The sequence below is a fragment of the Prevotella sp. 20925_1_30 genome (assembly GCF_041433025.1).
Taxonomy (GTDB): Bacteria; Bacteroidota; Bacteroidia; order Bacteroidales; family Bacteroidaceae; genus Prevotella; species Prevotella vespertina.
Genome location: NZ_JAPWAR010000011.1, coordinates 26449 through 40533 on the forward strand (window position 1 = coordinate 26449; position 14085 = coordinate 40533).

Annotated in this window: 13 protein-coding genes; 2 read left to right on the plus strand and 11 right to left on the minus strand. The window is 44.1% G+C overall.

Going from position 1 to position 14085, the window contains the following annotated elements; translation table 11 throughout:
- Positions 1-359: 359 nt before the first annotated feature.
- Positions 360-1766: a hypothetical protein gene (locus O3603_RS06475; protein WP_371521608.1), complete on the plus strand. Its 1407-nt coding sequence runs from the start codon at positions 360-362 to the stop codon at positions 1764-1766.
- A gap of 126 nt (positions 1767-1892) precedes the next feature.
- Here the strand turns inward: O3603_RS06475 and O3603_RS06480 are convergent, their stop codons facing one another.
- From O3603_RS06480 to O3603_RS06530, 11 genes are all read right to left on the minus strand, one after another.
- Entirely contained in the window at positions 1893-3098 is a 1206-nt protein-coding gene (locus O3603_RS06480) for a mechanosensitive ion channel family protein (protein ID WP_371521610.1), read from the minus strand.
- Between the two features lie 24 nt (positions 3099-3122).
- On the minus strand, positions 3123-4439 hold the full coding sequence (gene dacB / locus O3603_RS06485) for a D-alanyl-D-alanine carboxypeptidase/D-alanyl-D-alanine-endopeptidase (protein ID WP_371521612.1): 1317 nt from the start codon (positions 4437-4439) through the stop codon (positions 3123-3125).
- Positions 4436-4843: a PH domain-containing protein gene (locus tag O3603_RS06490; RefSeq protein WP_273539920.1), complete on the minus strand. Its 408-nt coding sequence runs from the start codon at positions 4841-4843 to the stop codon at positions 4436-4438. The genes dacB and O3603_RS06490 overlap by 4 nt, the downstream gene beginning before the upstream one ends.
- 151 nt (positions 4844-4994) lie before the next feature.
- A complete protein-coding gene (locus tag O3603_RS06495) occupies positions 4995-5894 on the minus strand; it encodes a diaminopimelate dehydrogenase (protein WP_009435703.1) in 900 nt (299 codons plus the stop codon).
- A gap of 927 nt (positions 5895-6821) precedes the next feature.
- Positions 6822-8000 carry a reverse transcriptase domain-containing protein gene (locus O3603_RS06500; protein WP_371521614.1) on the minus strand — a complete coding sequence of 393 codons (1179 nt, stop codon included), beginning with the start codon at positions 7998-8000 and terminating at the stop codon, positions 6822-6824.
- Positions 7997-8605 carry a hypothetical protein gene (locus O3603_RS06505; protein ID WP_234422953.1) on the minus strand — a complete coding sequence of 203 codons (609 nt, stop codon included), beginning with the start codon at positions 8603-8605 and terminating at the stop codon, positions 7997-7999. The genes O3603_RS06500 and O3603_RS06505 overlap by 4 nt, the downstream gene beginning before the upstream one ends.
- 63 nt (positions 8606-8668) lie before the next feature.
- Positions 8669-9052, minus strand: coding sequence for a four helix bundle protein (locus tag O3603_RS06510; RefSeq protein WP_371521616.1), 384 nt, complete (start codon positions 9050-9052; stop codon positions 8669-8671).
- Between the two features lie 30 nt (positions 9053-9082).
- Entirely contained in the window at positions 9083-9580 is a 498-nt protein-coding gene (locus tag O3603_RS06515; protein WP_371521618.1) for a hypothetical protein, read from the minus strand.
- A gap of 160 nt (positions 9581-9740) precedes the next feature.
- Positions 9741-12479 carry a hypothetical protein gene (locus tag O3603_RS06520; RefSeq protein WP_371521620.1) on the minus strand — a complete coding sequence of 913 codons (2739 nt, stop codon included), beginning with the start codon at positions 12477-12479 and terminating at the stop codon, positions 9741-9743.
- A gap of 32 nt (positions 12480-12511) precedes the next feature.
- A complete protein-coding gene (locus tag O3603_RS06525) occupies positions 12512-12718 on the minus strand; it encodes a hypothetical protein (protein ID WP_371521622.1) in 207 nt (68 codons plus the stop codon).
- 277 nt (positions 12719-12995) lie between these two features.
- On the minus strand, positions 12996-13214 hold the full coding sequence (locus tag O3603_RS06530; protein ID WP_371521624.1) for a hypothetical protein: 219 nt from the start codon (positions 13212-13214) through the stop codon (positions 12996-12998).
- 198 nt (positions 13215-13412) lie between these two features.
- Between O3603_RS06530 and ruvA the strand changes: the two genes are divergently transcribed.
- Positions 13413-14030, plus strand: a complete 618-nt coding sequence (gene ruvA / locus O3603_RS06535; RefSeq protein WP_219485371.1) for a Holliday junction branch migration protein RuvA — start codon at positions 13413-13415, stop codon at positions 14028-14030.
- The last annotated feature ends 55 nt before the right edge of the window (positions 14031-14085 follow it).

Genomic DNA, 14085 nt, shown 5'->3' on the forward strand with positions numbered 1-14085 from the left:
TATCCCATAGGTATAAACCTATTATTGGCATAGACACATGACTTGATTGCAAAGATAGGACAAATCTTTTATATTACAAGTAGGCTTCCGTTAAATAAGACAAAACTTATATCAGCAATCAAAGAAAGCCTCTCTTGCATTGAAAGAGACGCCTCCTTCGTATCAAGGAAACGCCTTCTTCATATTGAAGAAAGCCTCTCCTTCTTTACTGTCTCCTATCCGGTGCTAACGAAGCACTGCCTCGCTACACTGCACAAAACAAAAAACTACACGGAGAAACACGCTATATAAGATTTAATGTGTATATTTGTTGCCGTCAAAACAATACTTATTAATCTGAACAAACAACGTTATTAACTATGATACCATTCAATCGTTTCGCATCCACAATCACCTTAGCTCTCACCTTATCTGTCGGTGTGCATGCACAATCAACGAACTTGGAAAAGGACGTGGAGAGTTATTTCTTGCAAACATTAAATACCCAACTGACCACGGAAGTGGCTGACCGAAAGGCTTTCACCAATGCCCCTACCTGTGTAACCCACCTACAACAAAGCATCAAGAACAAGGATATTCCTCACTATCAAGAGATGGTTTGGAAGGCTTGGCAAGCAGCTAATCGGGCACTGAAGGAGCAGAAACTCATTCCTGCAGAGCCTTTACAAAATGCCAATCAGGCATCATGGGACTTGCCACAAGGCTTAGAGCCTAACGCAAAAATGCCTTATTACTATGGAACGAAAGGCACAAGTGATAAGCCACTACCGCTCTTTCTTTATCTACATGGCTCTGGACCGAAGGCGCAGGAATGGCAGAATGGTATCTTACTTGCCAAGTCGTTCCATGATTCGCCATCGTCTTATTTCATCCCACAGATACCCAATGAGGGCGAATACTATCGTTGGTGGCAACTTGCCAAGCAGTTTGCTTGGGAGAAACTCATCCGCCAGTCGCTCGCAGAAGAGGCTGTCGATGCTAACAGACTATATGTCTTTGGCATATCAGAAGGTGGTTACGGAAGTCAGCGACTAGCCTCTTTTTATGCCGACTATTGGGCAGCTGCAGGTCCAATGGCTGGTGGAGAACCATTGAAGAATGCGCCAGTTGAGAATTGTGCTAATATAGGGTTTTCATTCTTAACAGGTGCTGATGACACTGGATTCTATCGTAACATCTTAACCCATTACACGCAGGTTGCTTTCGATTCAGCGCAACTCTCTCGTCCACTCTCTGCTGACCAACAGCCCCTCTTCCGCCATCGTGTACAGCTCCTACCCGGTATGCAACACCACATAGACTATAGTCTCACCACACCATGGTTGCGCCAATTCGTTAGGAATCCATACCCCAAGACGGTGCTATGGGAGGACTTTGAGATGGATGGAAGGCATCGTTCAGGCTTTTACAACTTACAGGTTTTGAAGCGTCCATCAGCCCTTCGCACCTATTATGATATGTCTATTCAAGGGAATGTGATTACTCTTAGCATACAAGATGTACGCTATACAACAACGGAGAAAGAGCCACAATGGGGCATAGAAATGAAGTTTAATCGTTCTTACTCGGCGGCTCAAGGAGGGAAACTACGTATCTATCTCAATGATAAACTGGTAAATCTTAACAAAGAGGTGACAGTAATCATCAACGGAAAGAAGGCTTTTCAGGGTGTTGTAAAGGCTAATCTAAAAGACATGATCAATAGTTGTGTGGAATATTACGACCCCTATCGTGTGTACCCAACAGCCGTAGAGGTGAGTTATTAAACATTACAAACAAAATAGGAACAGACGCACTTGTCTGTTCCTTATCTTATACCTCCAGTAACTCAAGTAGGTGTATATCCACCTTTAGAAGGGCTTTCGGAAGTTTCCTGCTAGAAGCCTTCTCCATTATTGAACAGGGTTCTGCTGATAGATCTTCAAGCCAAATTCATGCGCATAGGCATAAACGTGTTCGAGAATATCTGACGTTGAATGCTCATAAGGAACCCAATCCTTATTAGATAAGAAGAAGTAAAACTCGATAGGAACTCCTGCTTGCGTCGCATCTAATTGACGCAGGAGTAAAGTCATCTTAGGGTTTACATCTTCTCGTTTGGATAGGTAATGTTCCATGTAATGACGGAAGAGTCCGATGTTAATTACATCTCCCTTCAAATCCTCCCCCTTGACATATTCCTTTGCAAGAAGGTTCTTCTTGAGATCATCATCAGCAATTCTTATACTGCGAACATCAAAGTAGACGACCTTCTTCACACGACGTCCTCCACCCTCTAACATATCCTTCCAATTTAAGAAAGAGCCGTTGACGAGTGTCTGCGGAGATACCGTTGCAATAGAGTTATCGCCTTGCTTCACCTTAACCGTGGTAAGGGTGATGTCTTGAACAGTACCATCTATACTCCCATCGGTCAATGTTATCCAGTCTCCAATGTGTATCATCTCGTTGCTGGTGAGCCTAACTCCAGCGACAAGACCATCAATTGTGTCCTTAAATACCAACATCAAGATAGCAGATGTGGCTCCTAAACCAGCAAGAAGGGTCATTGGACTGCGATTAATGAGTATTCCCACAACCACAATAGCAGCTATAAAGATGGTCAATATCTTCAATACTCCACAGAAAGACTTGAGGTATTGGCTCGTAGAATTACCTGGTTTCGTATTCAAATAACGCAATCTATCAATGATACCAACGGCAAGCTGTGTGGTAGCAATGGTGAGATAGACCGCTGTCAGACGTGCCAAAGACTCTTGAACAACGGGTATTTGATAGAAAACAAGGGGCATTAACTTCCAGATAACGAGGGCTGGAACAATGCGACAAGCCACTTTCAAGACCTTATAGTCAAATATAACATCATCCCATTTAGCCTCTGTTCGCTTTACAATCTTCAGTATTAAAGGTACAAAGACATACTTACAAATAAGCTCAGCAACGAGTGCCAGCAACAGAGCTACCACCGTTAACAATATATGACGCAGTACTGGGACAGCATGACCATGCACTCCCAATGATAGGATAACATTCTCTACAAAGATGCGAATCTGCTCTAGTACGTCATTTAATAAGTGATGAGGAAGTTTCGGCAACATAGTTATTTGCATTTAAATGAAGGGTTATTGGCACAATGCCACACATATCTTGTTTTGGAAACGACGCATTGGCGAATGGGTCATTCCACCATTATTAATAATAGAGAAACATATCAAATGCCCGTTTGAAGCAGTGAGATAACCAGCCAGTGAACTAACTCCACGCACTGTACCAGTCTTGGCTCTCACATTGTTTTGGGCACTTGTTCCCCGCATACGTTTACGCAGTGTGCCATCAACACCAGCGATTGGTAAGGCTTCATAGAGCGCATTGTAAACCTCTTGATTGCGATAGGCATGACGCAAGAGTTGGATCTCTAACTCTGCACTTACATAATTGTAAAGGGACAAACCAGAGCCATCTGCCACATTATAATCACGTGGATTCAAGCCGAGACGACTGAAGAGTGCATTCTCATAGTTCCTCCCTTGCTTAGCAGAACACCAACGAACTCCACCACTCGCAGCCAACTGGTAGAACATAGACTCTGCATAGAGATTATCGCTGACCTTTAACATTCTGTGTAAGACCTCACGTATAGAATGAGTATAGGTAACGATCAATGACGCATTAGAGGGAACTTGTCGTTCATCGGTGAAACCATCGACTGATACGCCAACAGTACGTAGTTTGCGAAGAAGAACATCTAAGAACTCATCCTTCCTATCAATCAATAAGGGCGTAAGAACAGGATTCTTATCATCCCAACACCACCCTTCTCCAAGTCTGTCTTTATCTTTGAACGACAGATCAGCATAAACATTACCCTCAATGCGAGTGAACCCCAACTGTCGAATAGAGTCTGCTATCGCCGACAGATCACTGGATGACAGCATCGGATCCATACCTCCCAAGCAATAGAGATCGCCGTGTAGAACCTTCGTAGAGTCATTGATTGTTCCTGTATAGTAAATGCGTGTTTTGAAATCATAATCAGCTCCTAACTTATCCAAAGCAGCAATAGCTGTGACGCACTTCATCGTAGAGGCGGGGCGAAGATGGAGTTTCTCACGGAACTGATAGACAGGAACATCATCGGTTAAGTCCCATACCATGACCGAAGCCTGCACCGTTTCAAGGAGCTGACTGCGCATGATTCCATCCAAACGATTCGTGATATTCTCCTTCCAAGAGAGGTGGCTATCAGTGGAGAAAGCCGGTATAATGCTATCTGTATCTTCGTCTTCTTCCTCATCAACATCATCACTTTTCGGTTGAACAACAACCGCCTTTGGATGCAGAATATTGGCTACCTCCGTACTATCAAGATATACTTGCGCATGAACCTGTAGGCTCAATACAACGCAAAGAACCAATGCCGATAAATATCTTAACTTCATTCTTCGTCCTCACTCTTTATCATTCGCTTGGTAAGTACAGCCTGAAACGAGTCGACATTATCAGGTTGTACGCTAATGGTATTGCCATTTACCAATTCAATTAATATATAATGTCCAATGTGAAAAGCAAAGGGATGCTTCTCTAATGATCGAATATCACTGATAGAGAAACACTTTGTTTGTCCGATACGTCCCGTCTTAATGCGTAATTGATCATCGTCAGTAAGAACATAACTAGTATGTATAGCACGGTCGACAGCACGAAGAGTTACCACGATAAGAACGAACCCTAAGACTACCATCACACTACTGGTTCGATGCCACAAGCAGAAGAATGCACCAAGACCAAACACTAGTATCGCTCCTATATCATTTATTGTTACCTTATGTTGGAATGTTCTCATACAGAGTGCAAAAGTACAAAATAAAAGCCTTTGTACGTCAATATATTACATAAAAAGATAATGGCAACCAACATTGGTTGCCATTATTAGAGGGGAAGGTATTGGGCTTATTAGCCTAATGGGGCTAATAAGGCTAATAAGACTAATACCCTTAAACCAAAGTCGCAATAATCTCTTCACGACTACCGGGTAGCATATCGATGACCGGAATCTCAGGCATTGTATAGCAACCAGGGGCTAAACGGAAACTAGCTCGTGCCACATTGACAAGCACCTGAGCTGTAAGTGCAGGGTTATTGATATTCATATCGAATGAGAAATGCTGGTTATGTGTCTTCCCACTAACGCCTTTACGGGTCATGTGAACGCCATGACCAACATCATTCAAGGCGTCAACACTAGGTACAGCAAACACATGCAACTCGTCATGAGCAAAGTAATCGTCGGCCTTAAGTTCCTTTGTTACATCCTCAAGGTTGGCTCCTTCTTCTAGTTCAACATATACCATGCGGCGGTGAATACCCTCTCCCAAAGGTATAGTCATTGATAATGCGTCCTTAACGCCCTGCTTACTACGAGCCACAACAGAGTGTCCCATAGAACGACCAGGACCGAAGTTTGTATAAGAAAGACCCTCTGGTGCGAGGCTCTCCATTAGTACTCTTACGATAGAGTCAGAGCCCGGATCCCATCCAGCAGAGATAACACTCACTGTGTTAGTACGCTTGTTATTCTCCATTTGCTTCGTGCGATAGTCCAAGATGGAACCATGAATATCGAAAGAGTCGACGGTATTAATGCCCAAAGCCGTAATCTTCTCGGCATACTCTGGACAACTTCTTGTTGGAGTAGCAAGGATGGCAACATCAACATCCTTCAGCTTTGTGATGTCGTCAACAACCTCGTATGGAGTCAATTCTAGGGGTTTGTCCTTATCACCTTGACGCCTTACAACACCCGCAATCTCGAAATCCTTTGCTGCTTCTAAGGCCTGAACACTATACTGACCAATGTTTCCATAACCAATCACAGCTGCTCTAATCTTCTTCATAATTTCTTACCTTTTATGTTATTGAACTACTTTTCTCTGCAAAAATAGCGTTTTATTTGCTAATAAGTATCGTCTTCGACCCCTTTTTAACACTATTCTATATCTTCTTACTTATTAGACACTCCAACCTTTGTGCAGCCATTCAAAGACAGGACGAACTTGTCATGAAGAAATTGGTTCTTGTATCATTTCATCTAAAAAGTGACCACGGGGGCGAGAGAACCAAATTAATACACTAGTTTTGAAAGACATTAATTTCACAATTAATATAAATCGATCGAATTATTACAGAACGATTGTTACCCTAAATCAGTCTTTATAAATGCCCCCGTGGTATAAAAAAGAAAGCCGACCCTCAAACAGCCTCCCCAAGCCCCTCCGAAGGAGGGGATGTCCTTATTGCATACAGTTCGAAATAACCAAATATATGTGAGCGGACTTAGGCACATCCCCTCCTAAAACAACCCTCTCCTTCGGGAGAGGGGCTTGGGGTGAGGCTTTGGCTTGGTGAGGCTTCCCGTAGCACATCTCCTAACTAGCCCCCGTAGGCACATCCCCTCCCTTGGAGGGGCTTGGGGAGGCTTCCCATTTGAGCTTTTTTATAAAACGCCATAATAAAAGATTTTTACGCTGCAACACTGTTTTTATCAGTCATCATAACGAGTCGCACACCCGTGTTTTACGCCATATACTTTCGTGGCTGACAATATATACTTTCGTGCCCCACGAAATGTACTTTTGTGCCCCACAATATGTACTTTCGTCAAACTGCCGATTTTCACAGCTTGCAGCCTATTAATAATTAGATTTATTACTTCCGCAAAACTTGCGGATTTTTCTTTACATTTTTCTTTATCTCCCAAACCAACCACAAGGGCTATGTAGTAATTAATCACCCCTCCCCTCGGGAGGGGGAGGGGGTGGGTTTTACTTAGTAATTAAAACTCCTACAGATTTCAACCCTGCCACATAAAACCCTCCAAAGAAAAAGAAGTACCGATAAAACGGGTGGCGGTCAACAGCTACTTTCCGAAGCAGAAATGATTTAAAGTGCCCTAGATAACCACAATAAGAGTTTATCACGCTCCGTAAGAACAACACCTGCCGCCGATTCAGAGCCTCCTCACGGCTGCAGAGCTGTTCTATCTGGCGCATCCGAAAACGAAACTTTCGTATCGTGCGCCACCGTGGATAACGTCTGTAAGGCATAACGTAAGCACCAAGGAATGTCATACCCTTTGAGCAGTGTTGCAAGCTAATCTTCTTTGGGTGCAATGTAAGGTGCAACTCATCATGCAGATAATCACGAAACAGCCCTATCAATCTCGCCAGCTTACGATGGTCAGTATCTATAACATAAAAATCGTCAACATATCGTCCATAATGCTTTAAGTGTAGCTGACGTTTAGCAAACTGGTCAAGCTGATTCAGATAAATGTTACTAAATAGCTGTGACGTGAGGTCGCCAATGGGTAGCCCTGTACCTTTTGTCGAACGGAAGAGACTCTTTGAGGATGGCAATCCCTCCCAATCCTCCTCGCCCCCAACAATGCGCACATCACTCGTAGGGTCGCGCAGCAGAATGCAGTCAATTAGGAAATCAACCAGCCCACGGTCAATCATCTTGTTCCATTGCGGCTTCTTATCCATCTCTTTGCGCAACAACTCCCGCAGTTCACGTTTCGGAATACTCATAAAATACCCTTGTATGTCAAGTTTCAGCACGTAAGCTGATCGAGTATAGTTCTGCGTGCAGCTACGCAGGTGGTGTTCAAACCGTTCCACACCCATCAAAGTCCCTTTCCCCACACGGCACGAGTAACTATCGTGTATAAACGTTGTTTCAAACAGTGGTGCAATGTAGTTGAACAATAAATGATGCACCACACGATCCTTAAACGACGAGGCAAATATCTCTCGTTGTACAGGATCAAACGTGATAAAGCAGATGCAAGGTGAGGGACGATAAGAACGTAAACGCAGTTCGTCGTAGAGTTGCATGAGGTTATGTTCAAGATTCATCTCAAACTTCATTTGGCTCTCTGTGTTCCGCTTATTCCGCCGAGCATCATAGTAGGCTGCAAATATATCGTTCAATAGATTCATTGATTGAGGAGTAATGGATGATAATAAATGATGATAGCTGACTTTCTCGTCAACTCGTCCACATGCCAGGCGGTAAATTCTGAGACAGCCCGAACCGCGAACCCATAGGTACGAGTGTTGTTGTTCAGCGGGTTCACGTTGCCCGAGTTGAAGTTCAGGTTGCAACCATTGTTCGTGTTGTTCGGAACCGCCGACCAATAATAACCGTTGTTGCCGACGTTGTTGAGCGAACCATCATTGTTGTTGCGTAAGCCCGAAGCAGGGAAGTGTAGTAACCACTCATTAAATGAAGCATGGGAACAGCCCCTGTTTGCAAGCCCATAAAGGAAATGCGAAGCAAAGACTGATAACCACCCAACAGATTGGAATACCATAACCAGCCACGACGCATTGCCACGGGGCATTTGCGCACCATTTACGTGTACTGGTGGGTTACTGAATTTACTAATGCACGCTGCCTGCGACCGTAATCGCTGACATTCTGGCGTAGCCTGAGCAGGGAGAGCAGACGAGAATAAGACAAGTATTATCAGCACAAAGCACATGATCAAGTCTGTGTGCCCTGCGTATATCTTTTTGTAGGTTGTGATTATAGTTTGTTTCATTGCTTTCATCTTGCTTATTCGTATAATTAGCGATATTCGTAGTTCATTCTCCTTCCTCTCTGTTCACACCTTCGTTTCAGTGTCTTTGCCCTCTTCGTTTGCAACCTTTTGACTGTACTTATGCCATGCCGTCAGTTGTTTTGAGATGCTCTCCGTCTTTAGGCAGAGTTGTGCAAACTGCGGTATGCTCAAGTGATGCATGTCTTTCAACAGGCGTATGCGTAGCCGTACAGACATAAACACCTCAAGGCTCTTCCGTAAAAGAGGCTCTTTCTCACGTTGACCATTCGCTTGATAAACAAGAACCATCAAGTCCAGAAGTTCATTCTTCAAGTCCTGAACCAGTGTATAACGCAAATCACGAGGGACATTGCGCGTACGCTGATAAACCTCCAACAGTAAGTCATAGATAGCCTTAAACACTGGCAAATTATCGTACTGTGCCATGGGCTTCTCCTTTTCTTCAAAAATCGGTCCTTACTTCAATCCTTTTAAAATCTCTTGCAGCTGCGCTATAAACATCATGCACTGCATAGGCGTACTGTTAGCAAGATTAAACGCTCGCAGCTTCTCCAAAACACCATTCCCTTCACAGTGCCCCATAACTTCAGGCACCGAGCAGTTCGCTGGTGCCGACTCCTTTAGCTCCACCCCCTGCTTCCACTCTGCAAAAGCATTCAAATCAATGGGCTCTACTAAACCTATCACTTTGTGAGCGTCATCCGACTCTATGATATTCCGACCACTCAAATATTTTTCTTCTGACGAAGCAGGAAAACCAACGTAAGCAACCTCCTCACCATTTAGCACCTTCAGCTGACGCTTAATAACCTTAAAAGGATGCACAAAACTGCACAGGGCAAATGCCGAAACCTCATAAGCACAAAAAAACAAACCCTCACGATAAAGATAAATCTTGCTCGTATTGCTTTTCTCTGCTTCAACAATCTCTTTTATACTCATTGTCGTTACCATCTTTTTATTTTAAAATCTTTTTTTATGTTTATCCTCGCCTCCTCACGAGGGAGGCAAGGATAAAAAACAGAAATTTTAATCGACCGGCTTCGCCGGTTTCTTTTGCCGGCGGGCGGGGCGAGCCCGCCGGCAATAAATCAAATGAATCAAATCAATCGAATTATTCTGAGACAGCCCGAACCGAGAACCCAAAGGTACGAGAGTTGCTGAACAGCGGGTACACGAAGCCCGAGCCGAAGAACAGGCTGCAACCAGAGCTCGTGTCGTTCGGAACCGCCAACCAATAATAACCGTTGTTGCCGACGATGATGAGCGTACCATCATAGTTGGTGCGCAAGCCCGAAGCAGGGAAGTTGATAGTGGCTGTCTTGCTGCTGTTGGTCCAGAAGTTATGACCAAAATTATTTGTCCACTGCTGCCAGTCGTCTGTACCGTCAACATTCATCTCTGATTGAGACGTTGAATTCAGACCCGTTGTGGTAAAACCTGTAAACGCATTATTAGCTGGCATCTTGAAACCAACAGGACAAGGATCGTAAACAGTCTTAACGACAGGATTGTCATTACCCTGATTATAACCACCAGTAACAGTGTTGTCGGCTGACCAAAGATTGTAATAACCATAATTTGTCCACAACGATGAACCATAGATATAGAACTTATCTGGATTCTGAATATTGTTCACAATAGTCATGTTGTCACCAGCATTCTCGGTGATACCACCAGCTTTTAGATCACTTGTAGCCACACCAGGGAAAGCATCCTTACGACCGAACTGGTAAAGTGTGGTAGCACCCTTCTTTACATTACCAGGATTCTGAGTAATATTGATGACAGTCTCTTGTTTTGTACCGTTGTTTGCAACGGTCTGTTCAACCTTTACCTTCACTGTACGAGCACTTGAATAAGTAGAACCACTCCATTGGGTTGGCTTCCAACCTAAAGTCTCCTTGGTGAAGTTATAGACCTTACCTTGATGGTTAGTAACAGGAATCTTATCGAGCGCATCCTTAGGAGCAAACCACAAATGCCATGACCAAAGAACTGTCTTTGAAGCACCACTACCTTTGGTAACTGCAACAACGGCATTACCACTTTGGATGTCGGCTGCTGTTACCTCGAAGTCGAGGAAGGCATTACCACTTGCATCATGTGAGATTGGTGTAGAAGAGAGATGAACGAGGTCGGCAGCATCTGCCCAGACTACTTCAGCACCATCGACACCACTATTAGCACCGCCGTGGGTCTTCTCGATCCAAGGGTCAGTGATATTAGCACCTGCATGGTCCTTAAAATTATACAAAACCTTTGAATTACCAGCAGCGGCATGACTAATGTAAGAGTTCGCATTGGTTGCCCCATTCTCAATGGCATTACCATAAACGAGTGGGATGCGATAATGACCAGGAGCAGAGATAACATAAGAGTTGGCTGTGCTGCGACTTACGCTACCGCCCTTGGTAGAAAGGTCGTAAGGAGCAGATGCAGAACCTAAGGCGGTTGCCTCCTTGAGAGCTTTGTTACGTATAGCAAGATGATCGGTTATGTCTTTTTTGAGAGTTGCTGTACCTTGGTCAGCAGCAGTGCCACCATCGCCCTCGGTCTTGCTAAGGCTGGTCAGCCATGCTGGCTTCTCTGCCATAGAGAAAGTACCATCGCCATCGGCATCGTAACCAACGACCTTCCATGCGACAGCCTGTTGTGTTCCGTCAGGAGCCTGGCGATAACTTGTAATGCCGTAAGGTTGTGATGTGGTTTCATCGTATTTGGCTGCACGGCTTGGGTCGGTTGGCGTGAGCGTGTAAGTCCAAGTAGAGTTGGTCTCACTTAACTTTAGTGTACGTGTTGTGCCAGCTTTCCATTCGCCTTTCAATGTTGCCGTGATTTCAGTGTTATCAGTGAAGTGTACGTATGCAGTTACGCTATTACCCGTAAGCACCTGTGGAATCATATAGAAGGTGAAGTTATCACCCGTGTTGCCCATGATGGTAACGTTAGGGTTGGAGCTGGTGTTTACGCTTAAGCCCGAAAGAGTGGCTGTACCACGAGTTGCACCCGTGTTATCCCAGGTTGCACCTGCACCGTTAAACGCATTTGAGAGCTTGTACTTGCTCTTCATAATGGCATTACGAATCTCAACCTTATCAATGGTCTTGTTCCAGGAAAGGTTTTGACCAACTGCAAAGCGAATAGCAGTGAGGGCGTGGCGGAAGTCGAGGTTGGTTGTAGGCTGCTCAAACTGTGTTGCATAATGCACCTCGCCTGTACATGCCGTCATAAAGTCCTTCTGATCTCTGACGTTAGGATCTACCGTGAAGTCAACACTGGGGGCATTGTCGGTAGAAGTCATATCGTTAATCGTCAGCTTAGAATAACTATCCTTAGAAGGGTAAACAGCAAAGAAGCGTGCCCAAGGCTGTGCAAACGACCAGCGAATAGGAGTATAGAGTTCGCCGTTGCTCTTAGTTTTCGCAGCTTTGAACCATTCTGGTGTTGTCAATATGCTTGTTGCTGCAACACCACGGATACCAGTTGACGAGAAGTCACCGCCAATCGTGGTTTCTATGTTAGCACGAGTGCGTGCATCAGCCTTTACTGGGTTTATACCCTCAACGGTTGTTTCAATAAGACATACGTCAAGGTTACGATTGCTGTGTGCAGTAAGTTTCTGACCAGCAAGATCTTTATTAGCAAGTCCAGGTGTGATCGCGCCACGGGTCATTGCAGCACCACGGGCAATCGTCTCTGACTGGACATCTTTTACACTAAAGCGTACCAATGCTTCATTGCTTCCACCCTGATTAGACGATAAATCATCGTCAGAGCAAGAAGCAACCGACAATGTCATACCGCCAACAATAGAAGCAAACAGCATATAATTGAGAATATTTTTCTTCATTTTTAAATTAATTTATTAGTGATTTTTATACATCATCCTTCAATCTCGTCATCTGGGTTATTATCGTCTGGATCCTGTGGGACGACCTGAATACTTCCAGGTATCTGGCTACCAGTACCACCGCCACCAGGACGAACGAGAGGACTACCAGCAAGGAGACTGCCCTCGGAGGCCACTCTGACGACATCGATTGTAGGACGAACATAAAGTTGTCGCAGCGTCTTTCTAATTTTTTTCATAAGCTTAATAACTAGTTAATTTATAAATATGTCAGTTCACTCAAATTACGTAATGGGGAATTAGGAAACCACATTGACTTGCAAAGGCAAGGACGCAAACGGCACATTGCCCATGCTTGTCAACATGGTTCCAATCAGAGTATATGAGAAAAAACTATTAATTAGACAAAAACAACAAACGACAAAGGGAACTATCAGTAAGCCCTTTGTCGATACGCTATCACGTGCCACGCATTGCGTAAGCACGTAAACCGTTAAGAAATAGAGAGTTATAGTACTATGAGAGAGAGAGAGAGAGAGAGAGAGAGAGAGAGAGAGAGAGTACACAATTATTTGGAATATCCAAATAATTTAACATCTTTTCTTTATTTTCTTTCTTCAGCACCTCTCTAGCCTTGTTCGCATTGCAAGCAACAGGCACAACAACACGACTTACACCTTTATTATATAAGGCGCAAGCATTAGTGGTTGAAATAAGCTGCTTTGTTACTCTCATTATACGTTATCGCAAGTTAATCTTCGTTTAACTGGGCGCAAAGGTAAGAAGAATTATTGGAATAATGAAAGAATGCAGGAATAAAATATTGAAATCACAATAAACAAAGGAGGAATGCGTTAGTAAGAACGTATATACAGAATTTCCATGCCCGAAAAAGGCATATTTATTTTAGATAAGGCATATTTATTTTAGATTATGATTGAATACATCAGGGGCGAATTAGCTGACCTGACACCTGCTTTGGCTGTTGTCGAGGCACACGGTGTGGGCTATGCACTGAACATTTCGCTTAATACTTATAGTGCCATACAGGGTAAAAAAGATATAAAACTCTATGTGCACGAGGCTATTATGACAGGTGGGCGTGACGACAACTATACGCTCTATGGCTTTGCCAATAAGCAGGAACGTTCACTCTATCGATTATTGATTACCGTTTCGGGGGTCGGTGCTAATACCGCTCGTATGATTCTCTCATCGCTGACACCTGCAGAACTTTGTAATGTCATTGCCAATGGCGATGAGAAGATGTTGAAGACGGTGAAAGGAATCGGACTCCGTACAGCACAACGTATCATCGTTGACTTGAAGGACAAGATTATGCAAAGTGGTATTGCTGACGAACTACATGTTAGCAGTCAGCCTAACACACCAGCTGTCAACGCTGCTATCAAGGACGAAGCCGTCAGCGCATTGACGATGTTGGGCTTCTCTCCTGCCCCATCTGCAAAGGTTGTTGTGAGTATTCTCGCTGAACAACCAGACCTACCAGTGGAACAGGTTGTTAAGTTGGCGTTGAAGATGATTAAGTAAAAAGCCTCACCCTCGTCCCTCTCCGAAGGGAGAGGGGCGTAATTACCGCTTACAA

Coding starts and splice junctions, on each gene's coding strand:
- O3603_RS06530 (WP_371521624.1), bottom strand. CDS start 13,214: ATGAGAGTAACAAAGCAGCTTATTTCAACCACTAATGCTTGCGCCTTA.
- O3603_RS06495 (WP_009435703.1), bottom strand. CDS start 5,894: ATGAAGAAGATTAGAGCAGCTGTGATTGGTTATGGAAACATTGGTCAG.
- O3603_RS06500 (WP_371521614.1), bottom strand. CDS start 8,000: ATGAATCTATTGAACGATATATTTGCAGCCTACTATGATGCTCGGCGG.
- O3603_RS06475 (WP_371521608.1), top strand. CDS start 360: ATGATACCATTCAATCGTTTCGCATCCACAATCACCTTAGCTCTCACC.
- O3603_RS06510 (WP_371521616.1), bottom strand. CDS start 9,052: ATGGCACAGTACGATAATTTGCCAGTGTTTAAGGCTATCTATGACTTA.
- O3603_RS06505 (WP_234422953.1), bottom strand. CDS start 8,605: ATGAAACAAACTATAATCACAACCTACAAAAAGATATACGCAGGGCAC.
- dacB (WP_371521612.1), bottom strand. CDS start 4,439: ATGAAGTTAAGATATTTATCGGCATTGGTTCTTTGCGTTGTATTGAGC.
- O3603_RS06520 (WP_371521620.1), bottom strand. CDS start 12,479: ATGAAGAAAAATATTCTCAATTATATGCTGTTTGCTTCTATTGTTGGC.
- O3603_RS06525 (WP_371521622.1), bottom strand. CDS start 12,718: ATGAAAAAAATTAGAAAGACGCTGCGACAACTTTATGTTCGTCCTACA.
- O3603_RS06490 (WP_273539920.1), bottom strand. CDS start 4,843: ATGAGAACATTCCAACATAAGGTAACAATAAATGATATAGGAGCGATA.
- ruvA (WP_219485371.1), top strand. CDS start 13,413: ATGATTGAATACATCAGGGGCGAATTAGCTGACCTGACACCTGCTTTG.
- O3603_RS06515 (WP_371521618.1), bottom strand. CDS start 9,580: ATGGTAACGACAATGAGTATAAAAGAGATTGTTGAAGCAGAGAAAAGC.
- O3603_RS06480 (WP_371521610.1), bottom strand. CDS start 3,098: ATGTTGCCGAAACTTCCTCATCACTTATTAAATGACGTACTAGAGCAG.